General features: G+C 69.9%; 23 protein-coding genes and 1 riboswitch. Of the genes, 9 read left to right on the top strand and 14 right to left on the bottom strand.

Going from position 1 to position 22,760, the window contains the following annotated elements; genetic code table 11:
- Positions 1-3: 3 nt before the first annotated feature.
- Together lgt and ABD108_RS00610 are read right to left on the bottom strand one after the other, a co-directional pair.
- Complete coding sequence (gene lgt / locus ABD108_RS00615; RefSeq protein WP_425579748.1) at positions 4-1,044, bottom strand: prolipoprotein diacylglyceryl transferase; 1,041 nt, start codon at positions 1,042-1,044, stop codon at positions 4-6.
- 33 nt (positions 1,045-1,077) lie between these two features.
- Positions 1,078-2,550, bottom strand: a complete 1,473-nt coding sequence (locus ABD108_RS00610) for an ArnT family glycosyltransferase (RefSeq protein WP_343928958.1) — start codon at positions 2,548-2,550, stop codon at positions 1,078-1,080.
- 108 nt (positions 2,551-2,658) lie between these two features.
- Here ABD108_RS00610 and ABD108_RS00605 point away from each other — a divergent pair, with 108 nt between their 5' ends.
- From ABD108_RS00605 to ABD108_RS00595, 3 genes are read left to right on the top strand one after another with little or no spacing between them, the layout of a single operon-like run.
- Complete coding sequence (locus ABD108_RS00605) at positions 2,659-3,747, top strand: sensor histidine kinase (RefSeq protein WP_343928957.1); 1,089 nt, start codon at positions 2,659-2,661, stop codon at positions 3,745-3,747.
- Complete coding sequence (locus ABD108_RS00600) at positions 3,744-4,370, top strand: response regulator transcription factor (RefSeq protein WP_220655667.1); 627 nt, start codon at positions 3,744-3,746, stop codon at positions 4,368-4,370. Before ABD108_RS00605 ends, ABD108_RS00600 begins: the two co-directional genes overlap by 4 nt.
- Positions 4,367-5,422 carry a lycopene cyclase family protein gene (locus ABD108_RS00595; RefSeq protein ID WP_343928956.1) on the top strand — a complete coding sequence of 352 codons (1,056 nt, stop codon included), beginning with the start codon at positions 4,367-4,369 and terminating at the stop codon, positions 5,420-5,422. Before ABD108_RS00600 ends, ABD108_RS00595 begins: the two co-directional genes overlap by 4 nt.
- Here ABD108_RS00595 and trxA read toward each other — a convergent pair.
- Positions 5,391-5,759: a thioredoxin gene (trxA, locus tag ABD108_RS00590; protein ID WP_220655669.1), complete on the bottom strand. Its 369-nt coding sequence runs from the start codon at positions 5,757-5,759 to the stop codon at positions 5,391-5,393. The two genes, ABD108_RS00595 and trxA, sit on opposite strands and share 32 nt — an antisense overlap.
- Positions 5,760-5,887: 128 nt before the next feature.
- On the opposite strand from trxA, the gene ABD108_RS00585 reads away from it, so the two are divergent.
- Entirely contained in the window at positions 5,888-6,460 is a 573-nt protein-coding gene (locus tag ABD108_RS00585) for a LysM peptidoglycan-binding domain-containing protein (RefSeq protein WP_220655670.1), read from the top strand.
- Positions 6,461-6,530: 70 nt separating this feature from the next.
- Here ABD108_RS00585 and ABD108_RS00580 read toward each other — a convergent pair whose 3' ends face one another.
- From ABD108_RS00580 to ABD108_RS00565, 4 genes are all read right to left on the bottom strand, one after another.
- Positions 6,531-6,668, bottom strand: a complete 138-nt coding sequence (locus ABD108_RS00580; RefSeq protein ID WP_220655671.1) for a hypothetical protein — start codon at positions 6,666-6,668, stop codon at positions 6,531-6,533.
- Positions 6,669-6,891: 223 nt separating this feature from the next.
- Positions 6,892-7,062: riboswitch (M-box (ykoK) riboswitch) on the bottom strand.
- 93 nt (positions 7,063-7,155) lie between these two features.
- Positions 7,156-8,379, bottom strand: coding sequence for an acyl-CoA dehydrogenase family protein (locus ABD108_RS00575; RefSeq protein ID WP_343928955.1), 1,224 nt, complete (start codon positions 8,377-8,379; stop codon positions 7,156-7,158).
- A 94-nt stretch (positions 8,380-8,473) separates the two neighbouring features.
- The gene (locus ABD108_RS00570) at positions 8,474-9,166 is read right to left on the bottom strand and encodes an Lrp/AsnC family transcriptional regulator (RefSeq protein WP_343928972.1); all 693 of its coding nucleotides are present in this window, start codon (positions 9,164-9,166) and stop codon (positions 8,474-8,476) included.
- The gene (locus ABD108_RS00565; RefSeq protein WP_343928954.1) at positions 9,111-9,368 is read right to left on the bottom strand and encodes an AsnC family protein; all 258 of its coding nucleotides are present in this window, start codon (positions 9,366-9,368) and stop codon (positions 9,111-9,113) included. The genes ABD108_RS00570 and ABD108_RS00565 overlap by 56 nt, the downstream gene beginning before the upstream one ends.
- 220 nt (positions 9,369-9,588) lie before the next feature.
- Between ABD108_RS00565 and ABD108_RS00560 the strand changes: the two genes are divergently transcribed.
- The 3 genes from ABD108_RS00560 to ABD108_RS00550 all read left to right on the top strand — a co-directional run bounded on the left by ABD108_RS00560 (position 9,589) and on the right by ABD108_RS00550 (position 13,641).
- Positions 9,589-11,199: a thiamine pyrophosphate-binding protein gene (locus tag ABD108_RS00560; RefSeq protein ID WP_343928953.1), complete on the top strand. Its 1,611-nt coding sequence runs from the start codon at positions 9,589-9,591 to the stop codon at positions 11,197-11,199.
- A 9-nt stretch (positions 11,200-11,208) separates the two neighbouring features.
- Positions 11,209-12,672 carry a sodium:solute symporter family protein gene (locus tag ABD108_RS00555; protein ID WP_305112023.1) on the top strand — a complete coding sequence of 488 codons (1,464 nt, stop codon included), beginning with the start codon at positions 11,209-11,211 and terminating at the stop codon, positions 12,670-12,672.
- An 87-nt stretch (positions 12,673-12,759) separates the two neighbouring features.
- Entirely contained in the window at positions 12,760-13,641 is an 882-nt protein-coding gene (locus tag ABD108_RS00550; protein WP_343928952.1) for a bifunctional helix-turn-helix transcriptional regulator/GNAT family N-acetyltransferase, read from the top strand.
- Positions 13,642-13,668: 27 nt separating this feature from the next.
- On the opposite strand, the gene ABD108_RS00545 is transcribed toward ABD108_RS00550, so the two are convergent.
- Genes ABD108_RS00545 through ABD108_RS00515 form a run of 7 tightly spaced genes read right to left on the bottom strand, consistent with a single transcriptional unit; the run spans position 13,669 to position 19,899 of the window.
- Positions 13,669-14,094: a metal-sulfur cluster assembly factor gene (locus ABD108_RS00545; protein ID WP_305112025.1), complete on the bottom strand. Its 426-nt coding sequence runs from the start codon at positions 14,092-14,094 to the stop codon at positions 13,669-13,671.
- Complete coding sequence (gene sufU, locus ABD108_RS00540; protein WP_220655676.1) at positions 14,091-14,549, bottom strand: Fe-S cluster assembly sulfur transfer protein SufU; 459 nt, start codon at positions 14,547-14,549, stop codon at positions 14,091-14,093. Before sufU ends, ABD108_RS00545 begins: the two co-directional genes overlap by 4 nt.
- Complete coding sequence (locus ABD108_RS00535) at positions 14,549-15,814, bottom strand: cysteine desulfurase (RefSeq protein WP_343928951.1); 1,266 nt, start codon at positions 15,812-15,814, stop codon at positions 14,549-14,551. Before ABD108_RS00535 ends, sufU begins: the two co-directional genes overlap by 1 nt.
- Complete coding sequence (gene sufC / locus ABD108_RS00530; RefSeq protein WP_220655678.1) at positions 15,811-16,581, bottom strand: Fe-S cluster assembly ATPase SufC; 771 nt, start codon at positions 16,579-16,581, stop codon at positions 15,811-15,813. The genes ABD108_RS00535 and sufC overlap by 4 nt, the downstream gene beginning before the upstream one ends.
- A gap of 19 nt (positions 16,582-16,600) precedes the next feature.
- Positions 16,601-17,776, bottom strand: a complete 1,176-nt coding sequence (sufD, locus tag ABD108_RS00525; RefSeq protein ID WP_220655679.1) for a Fe-S cluster assembly protein SufD — start codon at positions 17,774-17,776, stop codon at positions 16,601-16,603.
- Positions 17,776-19,206, bottom strand: coding sequence for a Fe-S cluster assembly protein SufB (gene sufB, locus ABD108_RS00520; protein WP_220655680.1), 1,431 nt, complete (start codon positions 19,204-19,206; stop codon positions 17,776-17,778). Before sufB ends, sufD begins: the two co-directional genes overlap by 1 nt.
- 9 nt (positions 19,207-19,215) lie before the next feature.
- Positions 19,216-19,899, bottom strand: coding sequence for a helix-turn-helix transcriptional regulator (locus ABD108_RS00515; RefSeq protein ID WP_343928950.1), 684 nt, complete (start codon positions 19,897-19,899; stop codon positions 19,216-19,218).
- Between the two features lie 190 nt (positions 19,900-20,089).
- Here ABD108_RS00515 and mptB point away from each other — a divergent pair, with 190 nt between their 5' ends.
- Together mptB and ABD108_RS00505 are read left to right on the top strand one after the other, a co-directional pair.
- Positions 20,090-21,817: a polyprenol phosphomannose-dependent alpha 1,6 mannosyltransferase MptB gene (mptB, locus tag ABD108_RS00510; protein ID WP_425579750.1), complete on the top strand. Its 1,728-nt coding sequence runs from the start codon at positions 20,090-20,092 to the stop codon at positions 21,815-21,817.
- Positions 21,818-21,823: 6 nt separating this feature from the next.
- Entirely contained in the window at positions 21,824-22,759 is a 936-nt protein-coding gene (locus tag ABD108_RS00505) for an ABC transporter ATP-binding protein (RefSeq protein WP_343928949.1), read from the top strand.
- The last annotated feature ends 1 nt before the right edge of the window (position 22,760 follow it).

Here is a 22,760-nt window from a genome sequence, read left to right as displayed (position 1 = left end):
ACTTTAGTCCTCCGATTTCCGCTCGACGGGTTCACTGGTTAACCCGTCAGTAGAAATCTCCGCAACGTTCACTCCGGGATCATCCGGAGAATCCTCCGCGCCGTCCGCCACGGCCTTCTCCGGCTCGGTGCCGCTCGCGGAATCAGCCGCCTCACCAGCGGTGACCGCCGCCTCGGTGGCGGTCTCGGGGCCGTCGACGAAGACCGAGTCCTCCCGGCCCTTCGGGGCCGTCACGAAGTAGGCGAGGGCGCACGCGAAGACGATGGCCGCGGTGAAGACGTTGATCCGGATGCCGAAGATCTGCGTGGCGTGATCGTCGCGCATCATCTCGATGAAGAAGCGGCCCAGGCAGTACCCGGCCACGTACAGGGCGAACAAGCGCCCGTGGCCGATCCGGTACCGGCGGTCGACGATCACGAGGAAGGCCGCCACCAACAGGTTCCAGATCAGCTCGTACAGGAAAGTGGGCTGGACGACGGCGAGCACGATGCCGTCGCTGCGGCCGTCGAGCACATCGGGCCCGCGGTCACCCACGTCGTTGACCCGCTCGAAGATCTCCAGGCCCCACGGCAGGTTCGTCGGTGCGCCGTAGAGCTCCTGGTTGAACCAGTTGCCGAGGCGACCGATGGCCTGCGCCACGATGATCGCCGGCGCGATGGCGTCGCCGAAGGGGCCGAGTTTGATCCCCATCTGCCTGCAGCCGATCCAGGCGCCGACGCCGCCGAGGGCCACCGCGCCCCAGATGCCGAGGCCGCCGTCCCAGATCCGGAACACCGCCCAGAAGCCCCGGCCGTTGGGACCGAAGTACGTCGAGAAGTCGGTGATCACGTGGTAGAGCCGACCGCCGATCAGGCCGAAGGGCACGGCCCAGACGGCCACGTCGACCACCTGGCCGGGCTTGCCGCCGCGCGCCACCCACCGCCGGTCGCCCCACCAACAGGCCACGATGATGCCGGCGATGATGCACAGTGCGTAGGCGCGGATGGGGACGGGCCCCAGGTGCCATACGCCCTGCGCCGGGCTGGGGATGCTCGCGAGAATCACACTGGACACCCTACTGACCGGCCGGTCACGGCGTCACTGTGCGCGCAGCGCTTCCCACAGGGTGGCCCACGGCTGAGTGCGGCCGGTGTACAGCTGGGCGACCGGATCGCCCTCGGCGCCGGGCGGTTGCACGGCCCGGCGGTGCGTGAACGCCCCGTCGAGCACGGAGGACGGGTCGCCGATCCACAGCACGGCAGCCGTGTCGTCGGCCGGGCGCCCGAAGTAGTAGTACGCGCGATGGCCGCTGTAGGCGCGGGGCAGCCCGGCATCGCGTCCGTAGAAGTCGACCGCCGCGGCGAACGGGTAACTCTCCGCGACGATCGCGAGGTTCTGCCGCTCCTGCGGGGACAGGCTGCGATAGGCGTCGATCACGGTGTGGCCGAGTTCCTGGAGCATCGTGTCACCGTCGATCACCATGCTCGCCGGGGCGCGGAAGGGGGCGGCGGGGAGCCGCTGCGCCACCTGCTGCGGCCACACCGGTGAGGACCACACCCAGGACGCGGCCGAGGCGATCAGCACGAGCGCCGCGACCGCGGCGGTCACTCGGCGGCGCACCGTCCGTCCGGCGATCCGGTTCGCGGCCCACCGCTGCACCGCGACCGCACCGGCCGCCATCGGCAGTGCGTACACCGAGGCCAGGTAGTAGGCGCGGCCGTGGGTGAGCACGATCGCGGCCACCACCAGCACCACCGCCACGCCGAGGTAGCGGTACCGCCCCGACCGGAGGAGCGAGACCACCCCGGCCAGCAGCAGCGGCAGCCCGATCAGCAGGCCGGCGCCGAACAATCCCACCAGGGCGAAACCCGCGCCGCCGGGCCATTCGGCGCGGACCACGGCGCCCATCCGGGTGTACGCCCAGTCGTGCCCCGCCTGCCACCACAGTGTGGGCACGACGGCGACCACGGCGATCGCCGCTCCTCCCCAGAGCGCGGGCCGGGTGAGCAGGCGCCGTGGGCCACAGGCCAGCGCCCCGACCGCGACCGCGATCCACAGCGCGGGCACCAGGAACTTGGTGAGCAGCGACAACGCGGTCACCGCACCGGCGAGCAGCAGCAACCGGTCGTCGCGGGTACGGGTCCAGCGCACCAGCAGGTAGAACAGGATCGTCCACCACAGCGGGTCGAGCGAATAGGTGGCCAGCCAATGCCCCACGGAGCTCACGAGCGACATCGCGACCGCGGCGGCGGCGAACACCTGGGCCCACCCGCGGCCGCCGAGTTCGCGGGCGATCAGGCCGGAGAGCAGCGTGATCGCGGTGACCGCGAGGGTGGCGGGCAGACGGAGCACCACAAGGTTCCCGTGGGCCAGCGAGTCGAGCGCGCCCGCGAGCAGCGGGACCAGGGGCGGCTGGTCGAAGTAGCCGGCGGCGGGGTGGTCGCGGCCGGCCACCACGAAATAGGCCTCATCGAAGAAGTAGCCGTAGTTGCGGCTGCCGATCACCATCACCGCGAACACGGCGACGGTGACCACGGCCAGTGGGGTGCGGGCGACGGCGGGCGGATTCATGTCACTCAGCGTTTCCCGGCGGCGGTCCGGCCGGTAGCGCCGGAGGGCGGCGGTAGGACCGACGAAAGTAGGTGCCGCGGGCCCGTGCCGGCTCCCTACGATGGGCACATGTCCTCGTCCGCCTCGCGCCTGACGCACGGGATCCTGTTGGCGACCACCGCGGTCGGCACCACGGCGTTCGTGTGGGTGCTGTTCCCGCAGCTGCGGGGCGCGGGACTGTGGCTGGGAGTCGCCGCCATGCTGGCGGCCTCGGCGGTCACCGGCGCCGTGCGGCCCCCGTACGCCGCGCCGGTCGCGGCCGCGACCGCCTGCTATCTGGTGCTCGGACCGTGGGCGGAGGCGACGGCGAGCGGCGCCGCCGTCTGGGTGGCGGTGGCGGTCTCGCTGCTGTCGGCCGCTGCGGCGCAGTCCGTGGTGGACCGCCGCGAGGCGGCACTCACCTTCGCGCCGTTCGCGGCCTTCGCGGTGGCGGTCGCCGTCTCGTCGCAGTCCCTGCTCGGAGCGCTGGGCGCGCTCGCCCCGGTGCTGGGCGGCACGACCGCCGGGCTGTGGGTGCGGCTGCGGACGGCGCAGCGGGAGCGCCGGGCGCTGGCGGTACGGCAGGCCCGCGCCGATGAGCGACTCGCGCTCGCCGCGCAGCTCCACGATCTGGCGACGGCTCGGCTGACCCGGATCGTGCTCGCGGCGCGTGCCGCGCAGGCACCGGGGATCGAGGCGGATGCGCAGGCCGCACTGGCCGATCTGCGCCGGGTGGTCGTGGGCCTGCAGACCTCCGATGCACCTGCCGCATCGCTGGCCGTCGAGGGCGTCACGGAGGCGGGGGAACTCGACGATGCGATCTCCGAGGCCGTGCGCCGCGCCCGCGAGGCGGGCCAGCGGGTCGATCTGACGGGCGCGGTCGCGACCACGCTCCCCCGTGCGACGGCCGACTGCCTGACGCGGGTGCTCGAGGAGGGGCTGGCGAATGCCCGCAAGCACGCCGCGGGCGCGCCGGTCGAGGTCGAGGTGAGCGATCACGGTGTCCGCGTGCGCAACCCCGCCGCCGCGGCCGATGCACCGCTCGCCGCCACCGGCAGCGGCACAGGCCTGCGCGGGCTCGCCGCGCGGACCGCGCTGGTGGGCGGCACGCTGGTGCACGGCCGCTCGCCCGACGGTGGCTGGACCCTGACGGCCGAGTTCCCGGTGCCGGCCCGATGACGGTGCGCGTGCTGGTGGCGGACGACGATCCGATCGTGCGCGAGTACCTGCGGTCGGTGCTGTCCGCGGAGCCGGACCTGGAGGTGGTGGCCGCGGTGGCCGACGGCGCGGCGGCGGTGGAGGCGGGGATCGCGCAGTCGCCGCAGGTGGCGCTGCTGGACGTGCGAATGCCGGGTGTCGACGGCATCGTGGCCACCCGCGCGCTGCGGGAGTTGGATCCGCCGGTCGCGGTGGTGCTGATCACCACGCTGGACACCGACGCCGTGCTGGTGGACGGATTGGCCGCGGGCGCCGCGGGATTCGTGGTCAAGACCGCCGAGCCCGCGCTGCTGGCGTCCGCAGTGCGGACGGCTGCGGCGGGCGGTTCCCTGCTCTCCCCCGATGCGTTGGCCCGGCTGGTGCGCCTGGCGGACGACCGGCCGCGGCGCGATCCCCGGCTCGACGCCCTGGGCGCGCGAGAGCGGGATGTCTTGCGGGAGTTGGCCCGCGGAGCCTCGAACGCCGAGATCGCGGCCGGCCTGTTCTTGGCGGAATCCACGGTGAAGGGCTATGTCTCGGCGCTGATGACGCGGTTGGACTGTGCGAACCGCACCCAGCTCGCGCTGCTGGGGGCGACGCTGTGACCGATCTCGTGGTGCTCGGCCTCGGCCCGGCGGGAAGGGCGGTGGCGCACCGCGCGGCCGCGGCGGGAATGACGGTGCGCGCCTACGATCCCGCACCGGATGCCCGGTGGCGCCGCACGTTCGGGATGTGGTCGGACGAGGCGCCCCGGTGGTTACCGGACGCGGTGATCGCCGCGCGCTCGTACCCCGCGGTGGTCGCGGGTTCGCGCCGGGAACTGGGCCGGGAGTACGCGGTGCTCGACACCGATCGGCTGCAGGACGCGTTACCGCTCGACGGTGTGCGAGTGCACGCCGAGCCGGCCGACCGTCGCGGGCACGGCGGCGCCTTCGTGGTGGACGCACGCGGCCCCGGTCCCGGCGCGGACGGTCCGCGGCAGACGGCCGCGGGTGTTCTGGTGCCCGCGGGCGAGTACGACGAGGTGTGGATGGACTGGCGGCCGGCGCCGGGCGTCGGCGCGGGTGAGCCGGCGTCGTTCCTGTACGCGGTGCGGGTGACGCCCGATGCGGTGCTGGTGGAGGAGACCTGCCTGGCCGGTGCGCCCGCGCTCACCGTCGACGCGCTGGAGGCGCGGTTGCGTGCCCGGCTCGCGGAGCGCGGACTCGCCGCGGCGGACGTGCACGAGCGGGTGGACTTCCCGCTCCTGGAGCGGGGACCGCGCCGCGGATCGTCGTGGTGCGGCGTCGGGGTGCGGGGTACCACGCTGCACCCGGCCACGGGCTACTCGGTGGCGGCCTCATTGGCCTTCGCGGACGATGCGGTCGACGCCGTTGCGTCGGGACGCTCCCCTGTGGGGGTCTCGGATCTGGCCGCGCACCGCCTGCGTGCGGCGGCGCTCGGAGCGCTGCTCGGGATGCAGCCCGCGGAGCAGCGGGCGTTCTTCGAGGTCTTCTTCGGGCTGCCGGACCGGCACGTGCGGGCATTCCTGTCCGCACGTTCGGGACCGGCCGCGACCGCCGCTGCCATGGGGGCGGCGTTCGCGGCGGCGCCGTGGAATCTACGACGGCGCCTGGCCGGGGCGATTACTCCGCGGGCGTATCCGACGCGCCGCTGAAGTCCGCCTGCTCGATGTCGAGCGCCTTCGCCTGGGCGATGAGGTCCTCGAGGGCGGCGGGCGGGAGCGCGCCGGCCTCGTTGTAGACGAGGTTGCCCTTCTTGAAGACCATCAGGGTGGGGATGGAGCGGATGTTCGCGGCGGCTGCGAGGCCCTGCTCCGCCTCGGTGTCGACCTTCGCGAAAACCACATCGGGGTGGGTCTCGGATGCCTTCTCAAAGGTGGGCGCGAAGGCGCGGCAGGGGCCGCACCACGAGGCCCAGAAGTCAACGAGCACGATGTCGTTGCCGGTCACGGTCTGGTCGAACTGCTCTGCAGTCAATTCTGTGGTCGCCATGACCCCTCCAACAAATTTTCCGACTGCATGATTCCCATTCGCTGAATTGTCGCCGAAGATCGCTATCCTCTAGTCGTGCGCGCATCCGCGGGCATCGATGTACACCAAGTACAACTAAGGGGATTTACATGACCGACGTGCTTCGCGCAGGTAACCAGCTCGGCCTCGGGGAGACCCTGGACTCCCTCAACGGCGGCTACACGCTGACCCTGCAGAGCGATGGCAACCTCGTGCTCACCGAGGGCGCCGGCACCGTGGTGTGGGCCAGCGGGACCGACGGCAAGGGCGTCGAGCGGGCCAACTTCCAGACCGACGGTAACTTCGTGCTCTACAACGGTGCCGGCGAGGGCGTCTGGTCCACCCAGACCGAGGGCTCCGGCGCCGACCGTCTCGTCCTGCAGGACGACCGCAACCTCGTGGTGTACGCGGGCGACGCCGACAAGTGGGCCTCCAACACCGCCACCGACCAGCCGGCGCCGGCTCGCCAGGCCGCTCCGGAGCCCGAGCCCGTCGCCGCCGAGGCGCCGGCCCCGGCCGCTCCCCCGGCCCCGCGCACCCACACCGTCGCCTCGGGCGACACCCTGTGGGCCATCGCCGAGCAGTACCTGGGCGACGGCAACCGCTACACCGAGATCGCGCAGATCAACGGCATCGCGAACCCGGATCTGATCAACGTGGGCCAGGTCATCACCATTCCCTGATCGCCCCTGATCGTGCGTTGACGACAATGGCCGGCCTTCGAGTCTCGAAGGCCGGCCGTTCCGTTGCCGCTCAGGCGCCGTAGCTGCGCGGGTGCGCGCCGAGCGAGGCCGAGATGACGGCGAGCGGCGTGCTGGCGAGGCGCAGGTTGTGCCGCTCCTGGGGCGTCATGGTCCAGCGGGCGTGGACGCGACGTGCGAATGCGAACATGATGGTTTCACCTTTCGTGAAGACCCCGCGGACGCATCAACTACACGAGCGATGCGTGGTGGGGTGGAACAGGATTCGATGGACCGGGCGTTGCCCCGGTCTGGAATACGGACTATCGCCGGACGGCATCCGTCCTCACCTCCTTCGTCGCATCGTCGATGTGCTGCGCCCGCACCTGCGACGACGAAGAAGCCAAGAACCCGTCGACGGCGCGTCGACCGGTCTCGCACCCCTCTCGTCGGGCTTCGGCACTACGCGACGTGATCCCGTGTCCGGGAAGCCACTTCGGATCAACCCTTAATCCGGGAAGATCTGTCCTAACCCTGGGCGTCTCTCGACGTCGTCGGATCAGTGGCCTGTGTTCGCGCAGGAGCCTCACCTAGCGAGGTACTGACTGAATCCAGTATCACCGCGGACCATCGACCGATGCAACCGTTTTCGCGTCAAGGAAACGTCATCGTCGCGCTACCGGCACTCCATCTGCCGTTCACTCGCCGCGCAGCAATCCCTTGGCGACATGGGTCACCTGGATCTCGTTGCTGCCGGCGTAGATCATCAGCGATTTCGCATCACGAGCGAGCTGCTCGACCCGGTACTCGGCCATGTAGCCGTTGCCCCCGAAGAGCTGCACCGCCTCCATCGCCACCTCCGTGGCCGCGCGGGAACTGTAGAGCTTCATGGCCGACGCCTGCGCCAGCGTGGGCGGTTTGCCCGCGCGGGACGCCTCGATCGCGGTGAACAGCATGTTCTGCACGTTGATCCGCGCGATCTCCATCTCGGCCAGCTTGAGCTGGATCAGCTGGAACGTGCCGATCTCCTGACCCCACAGCGTGCGGGTGCGGGCGTAGTCGATGGACAGCCGCTGCGCCTCGTTGATGATGCCCAGGCTGAGCGCGGCGATGCCGATCCGTTCGGCGGTGAAGCCCGCCTTGGCGGACGCGCCGCCACCGCCGGGCGTCTCCTCGGTCTCGCCGAGCAGGCGGTCGGGCCCGAGCTTGACCCGGTCGAAGAACAGCTCGCCGGTGGGCGAGCTCATCATGCCCATCTTCTTGAAGGCCTTGCCCTGGGTGAGCCCCTCCATACCCGCGTCCAGCACGAAGGTGAGCACCTTGCGGTCCCGGATCGGCGTACCGTCACCCTCGTCCAGCTTGGCGAAGACCACGATCGTGTCGGCGTGCGGACCGTTGGTGATGAAGGTCTTCTGCCCGGACAGGATGTAGCCGCCCTCGCCGTCGCGGCGCACCGTGGTCTTCATACCGCCCAGCGCATCGGAGCCGCTGTCCGGTTCGGTGATCGCCCAGGCACCCACCTTCTCCATCGTGACCAGCTCGGGGAGCCAACGCTTCTTCTGCGCGAGCGTGCCGCGGGACTTGATGGTCGAGACGGTGAGCCCCATGCTCACGCCCATCGATCCGATCAGCCCCAGGCTGACCCCGGCCATCTCCACGTTGAGGATGAGGAACATCGACGAGCTCAGCGTGCTGGAGCCGCCCGCCTTGGGCTTCTCCCCCGCCTCCTCGGCGGCCAGTTCCGCCTCGAGGTCCTCCCGATTGACCTGATCGATACCGAAGGTCTTGAGCATCTTGCGGGTGATGTCGTACGGCGGCAGCGCCCCGGTCTCGAGCTCGTCGACGTGCGGGCGCACCTCCTTATCGATGAACGCGCGCAAGGCGTCCCGCACCATCAGGTCTTCCTCGGACCACTCGAACATCGGCAACCCCTTCGGTGAAACGTGTTCTATTTCTCCCCAGTGTCGCACACCGCGGGCGTCGGCCGGACGGGTTCCTCGGTGGCTCCGCGTCGCCTCAGGCGTTCGGGGTCATACCCGAGGCGTAGTCCTCCTTCACGATCTTCAGGTGCGTCCAGCTCTCCACCGCCCGCACCCCCGGCAGGCCCCGCACAGCATCGAGCGCGTCCAGCAGTTGCGTGGTCGAGAACGTCCGGACGGTGGCCACCAGGTCGTACCGGCCCAACGCGCGGGCGAGGAAGATCACCGCGGGCATCTCCGCGAGGGCCGCCGTCACGCCGTCGTCTCCGCCGGCCAGCCGCACGCCGATCCCCATGGCGCTCTGCCGGTCCCGCCCCGACTGCCGGACGACCGCGCCCACCCGCACGACCCCCGTCTCGGTCAGCGCGAGGACCCGCCGGCGGGCACCCGCGGAGGTCAGTCCGACCGCCGCGCCGAGATCGACGTAGGAGGCCCGGCCGTCGTTCTGCAGCTCGACCAGGAGCGCCCGGTCGATGTCGTCCACGCGCGCCCGCACCTCGCCCACCGGGCCGATCACATCGCGGATCACCTCCGTGTAGCTGACCGTGTCCGCACTCGCCACCCCGGGCAGCCCGCGCAGTACGGCGATCGCCGCGGCGATGTCGTGACTCGTCGGGGCGCGCAGCTCGGCGACGAGGCCGAACGGTCCGCTGACGAGAGAGAGGAAGGGGACGTCATCGCGCGCGGAGATCGCGGACACGGCCGCCTCCATCGGGCCGTTCAGAACCATGCTCACGTGGGCCTGCACACCACGCCCGAGGACCGCCGGATGGACCGCGCCGCGAACGATCACCTGCCCCGACGAGATCAGGCGCTGCACCCCGGACCGCCACGGCGGACCGGGACAGTCCGACCCCCTGGGCGATCGCCCGGTGCGAGAGCCGGCCGTCCACCTCGAGCAGTTCGACGATCGCCTCATCGATCTCGTCCATCCGGATCGCCTCCATCCCGGAAATCGTGCCGAAGATCTTTCAGCACGGCTGCGCAGGAGAATCGAAATCGAAGCGTACGCATCGAAACAATTTTGACACGCGCGTCCTGTCCAACAGGCAGATCATGACCGGAAATCTGGACGTTACGCGCGAAGTGCTTGCGGTGCACGGTGCCCGACCTTAAGTTGATCCGAAATTCGCGGCGTGAGGAGCAGGGATCGTGAAGAGCCGCAATGGAGGCGATGTCGTGGTCGAGACATTGGCCGCGCTCGGGGCGTCGAAGATCTTCGGCATTCCCGGACAGCACGCACTGGGGCTGTTCGACTCGATCCGTCGGAGCGACCTGGAGTTCGTCAGCTCGCGAGTGGAGAACAACTCCGCCTTCGGCGCCGACGGATACGCCCGGGCGACCGGGGAGGTCGGGGTGCTGTTCCTGTCGACGGGCCCAGGAGCGCTCACCGCCCTCGGCGCGCTGCAGGAGGCGTACGCGACCGGCGTGCCGCTGCTCGTCATCACCAGCCAGGTGCCCCGCGCCGGCCTGGGGCTGCGGCGCGGCATGCTGCACCAGCTCGACGACCAGCAGCGCAGCGCGATCAACGTCACCAAGAGCACGGCGGTGGCGCGGCGCGCCTCCGAGATCCCCAGCCTGCTCGGCGAGGCCTGGTCTCTCGCCCGGTCTGCGCCCACCGGCCCCACCTGGGTCGAGATCCCCGAGGACGTGCTCCTCGAAGCGACCGACGTTCCGCCGGTGACATCGGTCATCGCGGTGGAGACCGAACGGCCGCCGCGGGCCGAGCTCGTCGCGGCCGCGGCCGCACTGCTCGATACCGCAGAGCGCCCGGTGATCCTGGCCGGAGGCGGAGTGCGACGGTCCGCGGGCGGACCGGAGGCCCTGGTCGCACTCGCGGAAGCACTGGACGCCCCCGTGGTCTCGACGGTGGGCGGCAAGGGGGCCATCTCCTTCGACCACCCGCTGTCGGCCGCTTCGTGGATCGAGGACAGGCACACCACCGAACTCCTCGAGGACGCCGATGTGCTGGTGGCGGTCGGCACCGCGATCGGCGAGGTGACCAGCAACTACTTCACGTTCGCCCCGCGCGGGCGGTTGATCCACATCGACGCCGAACCGCGGGTGCTCGAAGCCAATCACCCGGCGCTCGCGATCCACGCCGACGCCGGGCAGGCCCTCGCCGCGATCGCCGAGCGCGTGACACGGCGCGGCACGTCGTCGGGGCCGGAGATCGCGAGTGGACTTCGCCGCGCGGTCGAGAACCGGCTGGCAAGCCAGGACCTCGCCGTCGAGCTCGGACTGATGAAGGATCTCCGGTTCGCCGTTCCCGCTGCAGCGCAGACCTTCTGGGACATGACGATCGCCGGGTACTGGGCGTGGTCGGCCTGGGACCCTCGCGCCGGCGGGTTCCATTCCGCGCAGGGATCGGGCGGCCTCGGCTTCGCCTTCCCCGCGGCGATCGGCGCGGCCGTCGGCACCGGCGAACGCACCCTCGCCGTGTCCGGCGACGGCGGTGCGATGTATTCGATCGCGGAGCTCGCGACGGCCCGTCAGCACAATGCCGATGTCACCTGGCTGATCATCGACGACGGCGGATACGGCATCCTGCGCGAATACATGACGGACACCTTCGGCCGTGCCACCGCCACCGAGCTCGCGCGGCCCGATTTCGTCGCCCTGGCACGCAGTTTCGGGGTACCGGCGCAGCTGACCTCGCTCGAGGACGTGGGCGCGGCCGTGGCGGCCAGCTTCCGCACCGACGGACCCGCCGTGATCGTCCTCCCCGCTCTGCTCTCCATGTTCGCCCCCACCCACCGCTAGGAGACCCCGATGGGCAAGCCGATCGACATCATCATCATCGTCGTCTACCTGGCCTCGATGCTCGCCTTCGGTTTCTGGGGAAGGTCCCGGACGAAGGACTCGACGGACTTCCTCGTGGCCGGGCGTCGGCTGGGCCCGGCGCTGTACACCGGCACGATGGCGGCGGTCGTCCTGGGCGGCGCCTCGACGGTGGGCGGCGTGGGCCTCGGCTACAAGTACGGGCTTTCGGGAATGTGGCTCGTGGTCGCCATCGCCGTCGGCGTGCTGGTACTGAGCCTGTTCTTCGCCGGCCACATTCAGCGGCTGCGGGTGTTCACCGTCTCGCAGATGCTCCAGTTGCGCTACGGACTCGATGCCACGGGCGCCTCGGGCGTGGTGATGTGCGCCTACACGCTGATGCTGGCTTCGACCTCGACGATCGCCTACGCCACCATCTTCACCGTCCTGTTCGACACCAGCCGCACCGTTTCCATCGTCATCGGCGGCGTCATCGTGCTGCTGTACTCCTCGATCGGCGGCATGTGGTCGATCACGCTGACGGACATGGTCCAGTTCGTGCTCAAGACCATCGGGGTGTTCTTCCTGCTGCTGCCCTTCTCCTGGCACCGGTCCGGAGGGTTCGACGGAATCCGGGAGCGCGCGGGCGACGCGGCCCTGAGCCTCGGCACCATCGGCACGTCGACGATCATCACCTTTTTCGTGGTCTACACGTTCGGACTCCTGATCGGGCAGGACATCTGGCAGCGCGTGTTCACCGCGCGCTCACCGGGTGTGGCCAAGTGGGGCGGCACCGCGGCGGGCATCTACTGCCTGCTGTACGGCGTCGCCGGTGCGGTGATCGGCGCCGCGGCATCGACGTTCCTCACCGATGTCGAGGTGAGCGATGACGTGTACGCCCAGATCGCCGAATCCATCCTCCCGGTGGGAATCAGCGGCATCGTCCTCGCCGCCGCGGTGGCCGCGATGATGTCCACGGCGTCCGGCGCACTCATCGCCACGGCGACCGTGGCGAAGACCGACGTGAAACCGCTGCTCCTGCGGCTGATCGGCCGACGGCCGGCCACGGAGGACCCGGAGTCCGAGCAGGAAGTGCACTCCGATCGGATGTACGTGCTGATCCTCGGGATCATCGTGATCGTCATCGCGGCATCGCTCAACGATGTGGTCGCGGCACTGACCGTCGCCTACGACATCCTCGTCGGCGGCCTGCTCGTGGCGATCCTCGGCGGATTCGTGTGGCGGCGCGGAAACGGCACCGGGGCGATCTGGTCGATGGCGGCGGGCACCGTCGTCACCCTGGCCACCATGGCGATCGTCGGGGACGTGCTCGCCAACGAGCCGATCTACTACGGCCTGGGCGCCAGCCTGATCGTGTATCTCGTCGCCAGCGCGTTCACCGCCCCGACGCCGCCCGAGACGATGCAGGAGTGGGACGACAGGCTGGCCGGCACCGATGCCACCGTCGCGAAGTAGGCGCGCGGGAGTGGGCGACGAGTTCCTCTGCGGTCACGCCGTCGGCGATTCGTGCATCCCGGAAGTTTCCTGACTATAGTCAGGTATATGGAGGAACAGGTCGCCGGGCTCCGGCGGTTCAATCGGGCGGTCACCCAGCGACTCGGCGTGCTGCAGGACCGCTATTTGGCACAGGACCGGCCACTGGGGCAGGCGCGGCTGCTCTGGGAGATCGGCCGCGCCGACGGTGTGGACGTCCGCGACCTGCGCACCCGTCTCGATCTCGACTCGGGGTATCTCAGCCGACTCCTGCGCGCCCTCGAATCCGATGGCCTGGTCACCGTGACCAACGACGACGGCGACGGGCGGGTGCGCACGGCCCGGATCACCGAGCGCGGAGCGGCCGAGTACCTCGAACTGGAGGCGCGCTCGGAGGACGCCGCCCGCGGACTGCTGGCTCCGCTCAGCGCAGGACAACGGACCCGGTTGATCGCGGCCATGGCAGAGGTCGAGCGCCTACTCCTGGCATCGCAGGTGCGCATCGACGAGGCCGATGCCGCCACTGCCCCGGCACAATTCGCCGCCCGGCAGTACTACACCGAGCTCGGCGAGCGACTGCGGGACGGCTTCGACCCAAGCGTCGGCGGCGCCATCCGCGACGCGGCGATCACACCGCCCGCCGGACTGCTCCTGGTGGCCACGCTGCACGGCGAGACCGTCGGCTGCGGCGCGCTCACCTTCCAGGAGAACGGTTTCGCGGAGGTCAAACGCGTGTGGGCCGCCCCGACGGTGCGCGGCATGGGCCTGGGTCGGCGGATCATGGCCGAGCTGGAATCACGCGCCCGCGACGCCGGTGTGCGCACCGTGCGGCTCGACACCAACGCCGGGCTCACCGAGGCGATCGCGCTGTACCGCGCGCTGGGGTACCGGGAGGTGGAGCGGTACAACGACAATCCGTACGCGCACCACTGGTTCGCGAAGGACCTGTGATCCCGTGCGGGACCGAGACCGTGGAACCTAGACCGTGAAGCCGAGGGCGCGCAGCTGCTCTCGGCCGTCGTCGGTGATCTTGTCCGGGCCCCACGGCGGCATCCAGACCCAGTTGATCTTGGCGTCGGTGGCCAGGCCGGAGGAGACCAGCGCGGCGCGGGTCTGGTCCTCGATGACGTCCGTGAGCGGGCAGGCCGCCGAGGTCAGCGTCATATCGATGATGACCGACGCATCGTCGTCGACCCGCAGGTCGTAGACCAGGCCGAGGTCGACCACGTTGATGCCCAGCTCAGGATCGACCACATCGCGCATGGCCTCCTCGACATCGTCGAGGGTGGGCAGGTTCAGCGGGTTGTCGGTACCCGGGCCGACCGCGGCGGGCGCAGCAGTCTCGGGCGCTGCCGCCGCAGCGGTCTCGGGGGCCGTCGTCTCGGGTGCGGTGTTCTCGGTCATGCCGACTTCTCCTCGGAGTCGATGATCTGCGCGGTGGCGTCCTTGAAGGCCATCCAGCCGAGCAGTGCGCACTTCACGCGCGCGGGATATTTCGACACACCGACGAAGGCGATACCGTCGCCGATCAGATCCTCGTCGCCCTCGATCTGGCCGCGGGACTGGAGCATCTCGGTGTACGACTGCACCATCTTCAGGGCCTCGCCCACCGACTGGCCGATCACCTGATCGGTGAGCACGGAGGTGGACGCCTGCGAGATCGAGCAGCCCTGGCCGTCGTACGAGACGTCGAGCACGGTCTCGCGGTCGTCGGAGAGCTGAACCCGCAGCGTCACTTCGTCGCCGCAGGTCGGGTTCACGTGGTGCACCTCGGCACCGAAGGGCTCGCGGAGACCGCGATGGTGCGGGTGTTTGTAGTGGTCCAGGATCACGTCCTGGTACATCTGCTCCATCCGCATCAGATCACCCCGAAGAACTTCTGCGCCTTGACGATGGCCTCGGCGAGCACATCGACCTCATCGACGGTGTTGTACACGGCGAACGAGGCACGAGCGGTGGCGGCCACGCCGAACCGGCGGTGCAGCGGCCACGCGCAGTGGTGTCCCACGCGGATCGCGACGCCCTCGTCGTCGAGCACCTGGCCGAGATCGTGGGCGTGGATCCCGTCGACCACGAAGGAGACGGCACTGCCGCGGTCGTGGTTGTCGGTGGGGCCGATGATCCGCAGGCCGTCGATCGCATCGAGACGATCGAGCGTCGCATCCACCAGCGCGTGCTCGTGCGCGGCCACCTGCGGCATGCCGAGGGCGCCGAGGTACTTCACCGCGGCCCCCAGGCCCACGGCCTGGGAGGTCATCGGCACGCCGGCCTCGAACCGCTGCGGCGGAGCCGCGTAGGTGGAGCCCTCCATGGTGACGGTCTCGATCATCGAGCCACCGGTGATGAACGGCGGGAGCTGCGCGAGGATGTCGCGCTTGCCGTACAGCACGCCCACACCGGAGGGGCCGTACATCTTGTGGCCGGAGAAGGCCGCGAAGTCCACATCGAGCGCCGCGAAATCGACCGGCGTGTGCGGGACCGACTGGCAGGCGTCGAGGACGACCAGCGCACCCGCCGCGCGGGCGCGGGCCACCAGCTCCGGGACCGGGGCGATCGCGCCGGTCACGTTGGAGGCGTGGGTGAACGCGACGATCTTCACCGAGGAGTCGAGCTCCAGCGAATCGAGGTCGATCCGGCCGTCGTCGGTGACGCCGTACCACTTGAGCGTGGCACCGGTGCGGCGGCAGAGTTCCTGCCAGGGCACGAGATTCGCGTGATGTTCCAGCTCGGTGACCACCACGGTGTCGCCCTCGCGCAGGCGGTGCCCGCCGAGCACGCCGGCCGCGCGATCGTCGCCGAGGGTGTAGGCCACCAGGTTCAGCGATTCGGTCGCGTTCTTGGTGAAGACCAGCTCGTCGGGCGAGACCCGCACGAAGTCCGCGATCGCGGCCCGCGCGTCCTCGTAGGCGTCGGTGGCCTCCTCGGCGAGCTGATGCGCGCCGCGGTGGACCGCCGCGTTACGGGTGGTGAGGAAGTCCCACTCGGCGTCGAGCACCTGCCGGGGCCGCTGCGACGTGGCGCCGGAATCGAGGTAGACCAGCGGCTTGTCGTCGCGGACCGTGCGGGACAGGATCGGGAAATCCGCCCGCACCGCCGTGACGTCGAAAGTCGCGGTGGCCGTCATGCTCCCACGGCCTGGGTGAACCGCACGTAGCCGTTCTCCTCCAGCTCGTCGGCCAGCTCCGGGCCGCCCGACTCCACGATGCGGCCGTTCACGAAGACGTGCACGTACTGCGGGTGGATGTAGCGCAGGATGCGGGTGTAGTGCGTGATGAGCAGGACGCCGCCGTTCTCCCGCTCGGCGTAGCGGTTGACGCCCTCGGAGACGACGCGCAGCGCGTCCACGTCGAGGCCGGAGTCGGTCTCGTCGAGGATGGCGAACTTCGGCTTGATCAGGCCCAGCTGCAGGATCTCGTGGCGCTTCTTCTCGCCGCCCGAGAAGCCCTCGTTCACGGAGCGCTCACCGAACTGGGAATCGATCTCCAGCTCGCTCATCGCCTCCTTGACCTCCTTGACCCAGTGCCGCAGCTTGGGGGCCTCGCCGCGGACCGCGGTGGCGGCCGAGCGCAGGAAGTTCGACATCGAGACGCCGGGCACCTCGACGGGGTACTGCATCGCCAGGAACAGGCCGGCGCGGGCGCGCTCGTCGACCGACATCGCGAGCACGTCCTCGCCGTCGAGCGTGATGCTGCCCTGGGTGACCTGGTACTTGGGATGGCCGGCGATGGCGTAGCTCAGCGTGGACTTGCCGGAACCGTTGGGGCCCATGATGGCGTGGGTCTCACCCGAGTTGATGGTGAGGTTCACGCCCTTGAGGATCTCGATCGGCTCGGCGTTCTCGTCCGACTGCACCACGTTGACGTGCAGATCGCGGATTTCCAGAGTAGACACAGTGATTCCTTCGTACGTATCAGACGCCGGCGGTGGCGAGTTCGTTTTCGATGGCCGCGGCGAGACGCTCGCGCAGCTCGGGGACGGAGATCCGGTCGATCAGCTCTTGGAAGAAGCCGCGCACCACCAGGCGGCGGGCCTCGGCCTCTTCGATACCGCGCGAACGCAGGTAGAACAGCTGCTCATCGTCGAACCGGCCGGTGGCGCTGGCATGGCCGGCGCCCTCGATCTCGCCGGTCTCGATCTCCAGGTTCGGCACCGAATCGGCGCGCGCACCGTCGGTGAGGACCAGGTTGCGGTTCAGCTCGAAGGTGTCGGTGCCCTCGGCCGCGGCGCGGATCAGCACATCGCCCACCCAGACGGTGTGCGCATCGGGCAGCTTCGAGGCCGGATCGCCCTGCAGCGCGCCCTTGTAGATCACGTTCGACTTGCAGTTCGGCACCGAGTGATCCACCAGCAGGCGCTGCTCGAGGTGCTGGCCGGCGTCGGCGAAGTACAGGCCGAACAGCTCCGCGTTACCGCCGGGGCCGTCGAACTGCACGCGCGGGGTCATCCGGACCAGCTCGCCGCCGAGCTGCACCGCGAAGTGCCGCACGTGCGCGTCGCGCCCCAGGCGCACATGGTGCTGGGTGACCCACACCGCATCGTCGGCGAAGTCCTGCGCGTCGATGATCTGCAGCGACGCACCGTCGCCCAGGATCACCTCGACGTTCTCGGCGGCAGTGCCCGAGCCCGTGTGATCGAGCACGACCACGGCCCGCGAGTGCCGCTCCAGGCGCACCTGGATGTGCGAGAACGCGGTCTTGCCCTCACCGGGGCCCGCAAGGCGCACGATGATCGGCTCGGCGACCTCCGCCTCCTTGGCGATGGTGAGCACAGTGGCCTCGGTCATCGAGGTGAAGGCCTGCGCGGCAACACGATCGAAGGGCACGCCGGCCTCACCGAGGCGGGGATCACCCTTGGCCACGGTCTCGACGGTGAGCCCCTCGGGCACCGCGTCGACGGACACCGTGACGGCACCGTCGGCCTGCGCGGAACCGTCGTGCAGCCCGCGCAGACGACGCAGCGGGGTGAAGCGCCAGGCCTCGTCCCGGTGGCTGGGCACCTCGAAGGCATCCGCGTCGAACGAGGTGAACAGCTCGCCCTTGTTGGCGACGGGATGCGCCTCGACGGCCTCGTTGAGCTGGGAACTCACTAGCCCACCGACCCTTCCATCTGCAGTTCGATCAGTCGGTTCAGCTCGAGGGCGTACTCCATCGGCAGCTCCTTGGCGATGGGCTCGACGAAGCCGCGCACCACCATGGCCATGGCCTCGTCCTCGGTGAGGCCGCGGCTCATCAGGTAGAACAGCTGATCGTCGGAGACCTTCGAGACGGTGGCCTCGTGGCCCATGGTCACGTCGTCCTCGCGGATGTCGACGTACGGGTAGGTGTCCGAGCGGGAGATCGTATCCACCAGCAGCGCATCGCACTTCACCGTGGAACGGCTGCCGTGCGCGCCCTTGTTGATCTGGATCAGGCCGCGGTAGCTGGCCCGGCCACCGCCACGCGCCACCGACTTGCTGACGATGTTGCTCGAGGTGTTCGGCGCGAAGTGCACCATCTTCGAGCCGGTGTCCTGGTGCTGGCCCTCGCCGGCGAAGGCCACGGAGAGCACCTCGCCCTTGGCGTGCTCGCCCATCATCCACACGGCCGGGTACTTCATGGTGACCTTGGAACCGATGTTGCCGTCGATCCACTCCATGGTGGCGCCGGCCTCGGCCTTGGCGCGCTTGGTGACCAGGTTGTAGACGTTGTTCGACCAGTTCTGGATCGTGGTGTAGCGGCAGCGGCCGCCCTTCTTCACGATGATCTCGACCACCGCGGAGTGCAGCGAGTCCGACTTGTAGATCGGCGCGGTGCAGCCCTCGACGTAGTGCACGTAGGCGTCCTCGTCGACGATGATCAGGGTGCGCTCGAACTGGCCCATGTTCTCGGTGTTGATCCGGAAGTAGGCCTGCAGCGGGATGTCCACGTGGACGCCCTTGGGCACGTAGATGAACGAGCCACCCGACCACACGGCGGTGTTCAGCGCGGAGAACTTGTTGTCGCCCGCGGGGATCACCGAGCCGAAGTACTCCTCGAAGAGCTCCGGGTGCTCACGCAGACCGGTGTCGGTGTCCATGAAGATGACACCCTTCTCCTCCAGGTCCTCGCGGATGGAGTGGTACACCACCTCGGACTCGTACTGGGCGGCCACACCGGCCACGAGGCGCTGCTTCTCCGCCTCGGGGATGCCCAGCTTGTCGTAGGTGTTCTTGATGTCCTCGGGCAGGTCTTCCCAGCTCTCGGCCTGCTTCTCCGAGGAGCGCACGAAGTACTTGATGTTGTCGAAGTCGATGCCGTCGAGGTTGCTGCCCCACGAGGGCATGGGCTTCTTCTCGAAGATGCTCAGGGCCTTGAGGCGCTGCTGGAGCATCCACTCCGACTCGTTCTTCTTGGCCGAGATGTCCGTGACCACGGCCTCGGAGAGTCCGCGCTGGGCCGACGCGCCGGCGGCGTCGGAGTCGTGCCAGCCGTAGCCGTAGGTGCCCAGGGAGGCGATCGTCTCCTCCTGGGACAGCGGGCCGTTGTCGACCGTTGTCATCGAAGCTCCTTAGCGGGTGTTGCTCTTCGGTCCCACGTGCTCGAGGGGCACATGGGTCGTGCAAGCGCGGTCACCGTTGGCGATGGTGGCCAAACGCTGTACATGAGTTCCCAACGCCTGTTCGATCGCCGAAATTTCGGCCTCGCACAGTTCGGGGAACTCGGCTGCGACCTCCGACACCGGGCAGTGGTGTTGGCAGATCTGGACGCCGCTGCCCACTTCGCGGGCGTCGGCGGAGAATCCGGCGTCCGAGAGGGCCGCCGCGATCCTACGGGCACCGTCGACCGGGTCCGAGGACTCGGTCGGGCTGACGGTGGCGGTGCTGATGGCCTGTTCGGCCCGACGGCGCGCGAAGGCACGCACCGCCTCATCGCCGCCGACCTCGCGCAGCGCGCGGAGGGCGTCGACCGCCAGGGCGTCGTAACCCTGACCGAGGCGACGCCGCCCGGACTGCGTGAGCAGGAACTCCTTGGCCGGGCGACCGCGCCCGCGCCCTCCGAGTCCCGACGGTGGCGCCACCGTCACGTCGCCCGCCTCGAGCAGATTGTCGAGGTGACGCCGCACGGCGGTGGTCGTGATCCCCAGGGCCTCGCCGATATCGGCCGCGGTGGCCTGGCCCCGGTTCATGAGCAGCGCGACCACGGCGTCGCGGGTGTCCCCGTCACGCGTGGTGATCTCCTGCTCGTATTTCACAACACGATTGTTTCTTAAATCGGACGGGCTTTCCAGCAAGGCCAGGCTAAGCTTCGAGTTCCGAAGGCCCTGCGCACCGCGCGATGGCGCGACCGAGCCGGTGTGATCCGGCGCACCGTCTACGCTTGCGATCGTGTCCGCAACCCCCACGCTCCCCGATCGTGCGCGCGCGGTCGCGGACTTCCTCGGACTGAGCAAGCCGCCGGGGTCGTCCGGCGACCAGCACGGTTCGGTGACGCGGCTGCACGCCAACGAGAAGGATCGCTACCCCGATCTGACCGCCGCCGAGAAGTCCTCGGTGCGCCGCATCGCGACCTTCGGCGGCGTCGGCGCCGTGCTCATCGCCTTCGGCGCGCTCGGCGTGGGCGCCTTCCCCGTGGTGCAGAACCCGATCGCCGGCCGACGCGTGCTGGGCCTGATGTTCCGGATGCAGTCCACGGCGCTCACCGTGACGATGGTGGGCACCGCGATGCTGATGATCGCGTGGGTACTACTGCGCCGCTACACCGTCGGCTACCTGGTCCCCGGCGCGCACCGCGATCCCGCACCCACCCGCCGGCTCACCCGGCCCGCCTTCGACCGCATCCTCGCACTGTGGGTGCTCCCCTTCCTGTTCGCGCCCCCGATGTTCAGCAAGGACGTGTACTCGTACCTGGCGCAGTCGGAGATCACGGCACGCGGCCTGGACCCGTACAAGATCGGCCCCGCAGCGGCCCTGGGCATCGACCACGTCTTCACCCGGTCGGTCCCCAACATCTGGCGCGACACCCCCGCGCCGTACGGGCCGCTGTTCCTCTACCTCGGCCGCGGCATCACATACCTGACCGGTGAGAACATCGTCGCCGGTGTGGTGCTGCACCGCATGCTCGCGCTGGCCGGCGTCGCCATGATCGTGTGGGCGCTCCCCCGCCTGGCCCGCCGCTGCGGCGTCAGCGAGGTCGCGGCGCTCTGGCTCGGTGCGGCGAATCCACTGGTGATCTTCCACCTCATCGCGGGCATCCACAACGAAGCGCTCATGCTCGGCATGATGCTCGTCGGCATGGAGTGGGCGCTGCGCGCGATCTCCTCCGGGCTGCAGTTCATGGACGGTGTCAAACCCTCGTCCACCGGCTGGCTGCTCACCGCCGGTGCCGCGACGATCGCCGCTTCGGGCCTGATCAAGATCACCTCGGTGCTGGCTCTGGGCTTCATCGGCATGGCGCTCACCCGCCGGCTGGGCGGCAGCTTCCCCGATATCGGCGGCCGGCTCGGCGGGTGGCGGCAGGCGCTCGCCGACTTCCGTCCCCACGCCAAACGCACCTTCGGCGCGCTCGCCGTGTCCGCGGTGTACCTCGGCGTGATCCTGGTGATCGTGGTGGTCGTGGTGTGCCAATCCACCGGACTCGGCTACGGCTGGCTCGACGCGGGCACCCTGGGCACCGCCAACAAGGTCCGGTCGTGGATGTCGATCCCCACCGTGCTCGGCCTCGGCACCGGGCAGGTGGGCGTGCTGCTCGGGCTCGGCGATCACACCACCGCGATCCTCGCGATCACGCGGCCGATCGCCGCCGCGGTGGGCGCCCTCATCGTGCTGCGGATGCTGATCGCCACACTGTCCGGCCGAATCCTCCCGGTGGGCGCACTGGGCATCTCGATGGGCGCGCTCGTCCTGCTGTTCCCCGTGGTGCAGCCCTGGTACCTGCTGTGGGCCATCGTCCCGCTGGCCGCCTGGGCCACCGCACCGGGATTCCGCCTCGCGGCGGTCATCGTCTCGAGTGTGATCTCCGTGATGCTCATGCCCAACGGCGGCGAGATCGAGCCCTACGTGATCGCCAAGGCTGGTATGACCACCGTGGTCGTGGTGGCGCTCGCGGTCTATCTGACCTTCGAACTGCCCCGCGACCGCGCGCGGCGCCGGGCCGCCCGTCCAGTACGCTGACCTTCCGTGCCAGCACTGTCCGCGATCGACGTCACCAAGCGCTTCGGCGACGTCGTCGCCGTCGACGGACTCAGCCTGACCCTCGATGAGGGCAGCGTCCTCGCCCTGCTCGGACCGAACGGCGCCGGCAAGACCACGACGGTCGAGATGTGCGAGGGCTTCGGCTCCCCCGACTCCGGCACGATCCGGGTCCTCGGCCTCGACCCCGTCGCCGACGCCGACCGCCTCAAGCCCCGGATCGGCGTGATGCTCCAGGGCGGCGGCGCCTACCCCGGCGCCAAAGCCGGCGAGATGCTGCGCCTCGTGGCCGCCTACTCGGCGAACCCGCTCGACCCCGACTGGCTGCTGTCCACCCTCGGGCTCTCCGACGTGGTCGGCGTCAGCTACCGCCGGCTGTCCGGGGGCCAGCAGCAGCGCCTCGCCCTCGCCTGCGCCCTCGTCGGCCGCCCCGAACTCGTCTTCCTCGACGAGCCCACCGCGGGCCTCGACGCCCAGGCCCGGCTGCTGGTCTGGGACCTCATCGCCGCGCTGCGCCGCGACGGGGTCTCGGTGCTGCTCACCACCCACCTGCTCGACGAGGCCGAGGCCCTCGCCGACCGGGTCGTCATCGTCGACCGCGGCCGCGCGGTGGCCGACGGTACGCCGGAGGAACTGACCCGGGCCGGGGCCGAACACGAACTGCGAGTCACGGCACCGTCGGGCCTGAGCGCCGACGGACTGGCCGCCCGGCTGGGCACGGACTTCGCGGTGACCGTGGACGACGGTGAGCCGAACGATCGCGCGGTGTACGTGGTGCGCGGCGCCGAGGTGACGCCGGCCGTGATCGCCGCCGCCACGGCCTTCTGCGCCGACCACGACGCCCTCATCTCCGATCTACGGGTGGGTACCCGGAGCCTGCAGGACGTCTTCCTCGATCTCACCGGCCGCGACCTGAGGGGATGAC

Origin of the sequence: Tsukamurella strandjordii (assembly GCF_039525985.1) — a bacterium.
GTDB classification, from domain to species: Bacteria; Actinomycetota; Actinomycetes; order Mycobacteriales; family Mycobacteriaceae; genus Tsukamurella; species Tsukamurella strandjordii.
This window is presented reverse-complemented; position numbering and strand designations above follow the sequence as displayed.

Coding starts and splice junctions, on each gene's coding strand:
- ABD108_RS00585 (WP_220655670.1), top strand. CDS start 5,888: ATGACCGACGTGCTTCGCGCAGGTAACCAGCTCGGCCTCGGGGAGACC.
- ABD108_RS00600 (WP_220655667.1), top strand. CDS start 3,744: ATGACGGTGCGCGTGCTGGTGGCGGACGACGATCCGATCGTGCGCGAG.
- ABD108_RS00580 (WP_220655671.1), bottom strand. CDS start 6,668: ATGTTCGCATTCGCACGTCGCGTCCACGCCCGCTGGACCATGACGCCC.
- trxA (WP_220655669.1), bottom strand. CDS start 5,759: ATGGCGACCACAGAATTGACTGCAGAGCAGTTCGACCAGACCGTGACC.
- ABD108_RS00605 (WP_343928957.1), top strand. CDS start 2,659: ATGTCCTCGTCCGCCTCGCGCCTGACGCACGGGATCCTGTTGGCGACC.
- ABD108_RS00570 (WP_343928972.1), bottom strand. CDS start 9,166: ATGGTTCTGAACGGCCCGATGGAGGCGGCCGTGTCCGCGATCTCCGCG.
- ABD108_RS00610 (WP_343928958.1), bottom strand. CDS start 2,550: ATGAATCCGCCCGCCGTCGCCCGCACCCCACTGGCCGTGGTCACCGTC.
- ABD108_RS00535 (WP_343928951.1), bottom strand. CDS start 15,814: ATGACGGCCACCGCGACTTTCGACGTCACGGCGGTGCGGGCGGATTTC.
- ABD108_RS00550 (WP_343928952.1), top strand. CDS start 12,760: ATGGAGGAACAGGTCGCCGGGCTCCGGCGGTTCAATCGGGCGGTCACC.
- ABD108_RS00545 (WP_305112025.1), bottom strand. CDS start 14,094: ATGACCGAGAACACCGCACCCGAGACGACGGCCCCCGAGACCGCTGCG.
- sufU (WP_220655676.1), bottom strand. CDS start 14,549: ATGCGGATGGAGCAGATGTACCAGGACGTGATCCTGGACCACTACAAA.
- sufB (WP_220655680.1), bottom strand. CDS start 19,206: ATGACAACGGTCGACAACGGCCCGCTGTCCCAGGAGGAGACGATCGCC.
- ABD108_RS00575 (WP_343928955.1), bottom strand. CDS start 8,379: ATGTTCGAGTGGTCCGAGGAAGACCTGATGGTGCGGGACGCCTTGCGC.
- ABD108_RS00555 (WP_305112023.1), top strand. CDS start 11,209: ATGGGCAAGCCGATCGACATCATCATCATCGTCGTCTACCTGGCCTCG.
- ABD108_RS00565 (WP_343928954.1), bottom strand. CDS start 9,368: ATGGACGAGATCGATGAGGCGATCGTCGAACTGCTCGAGGTGGACGGC.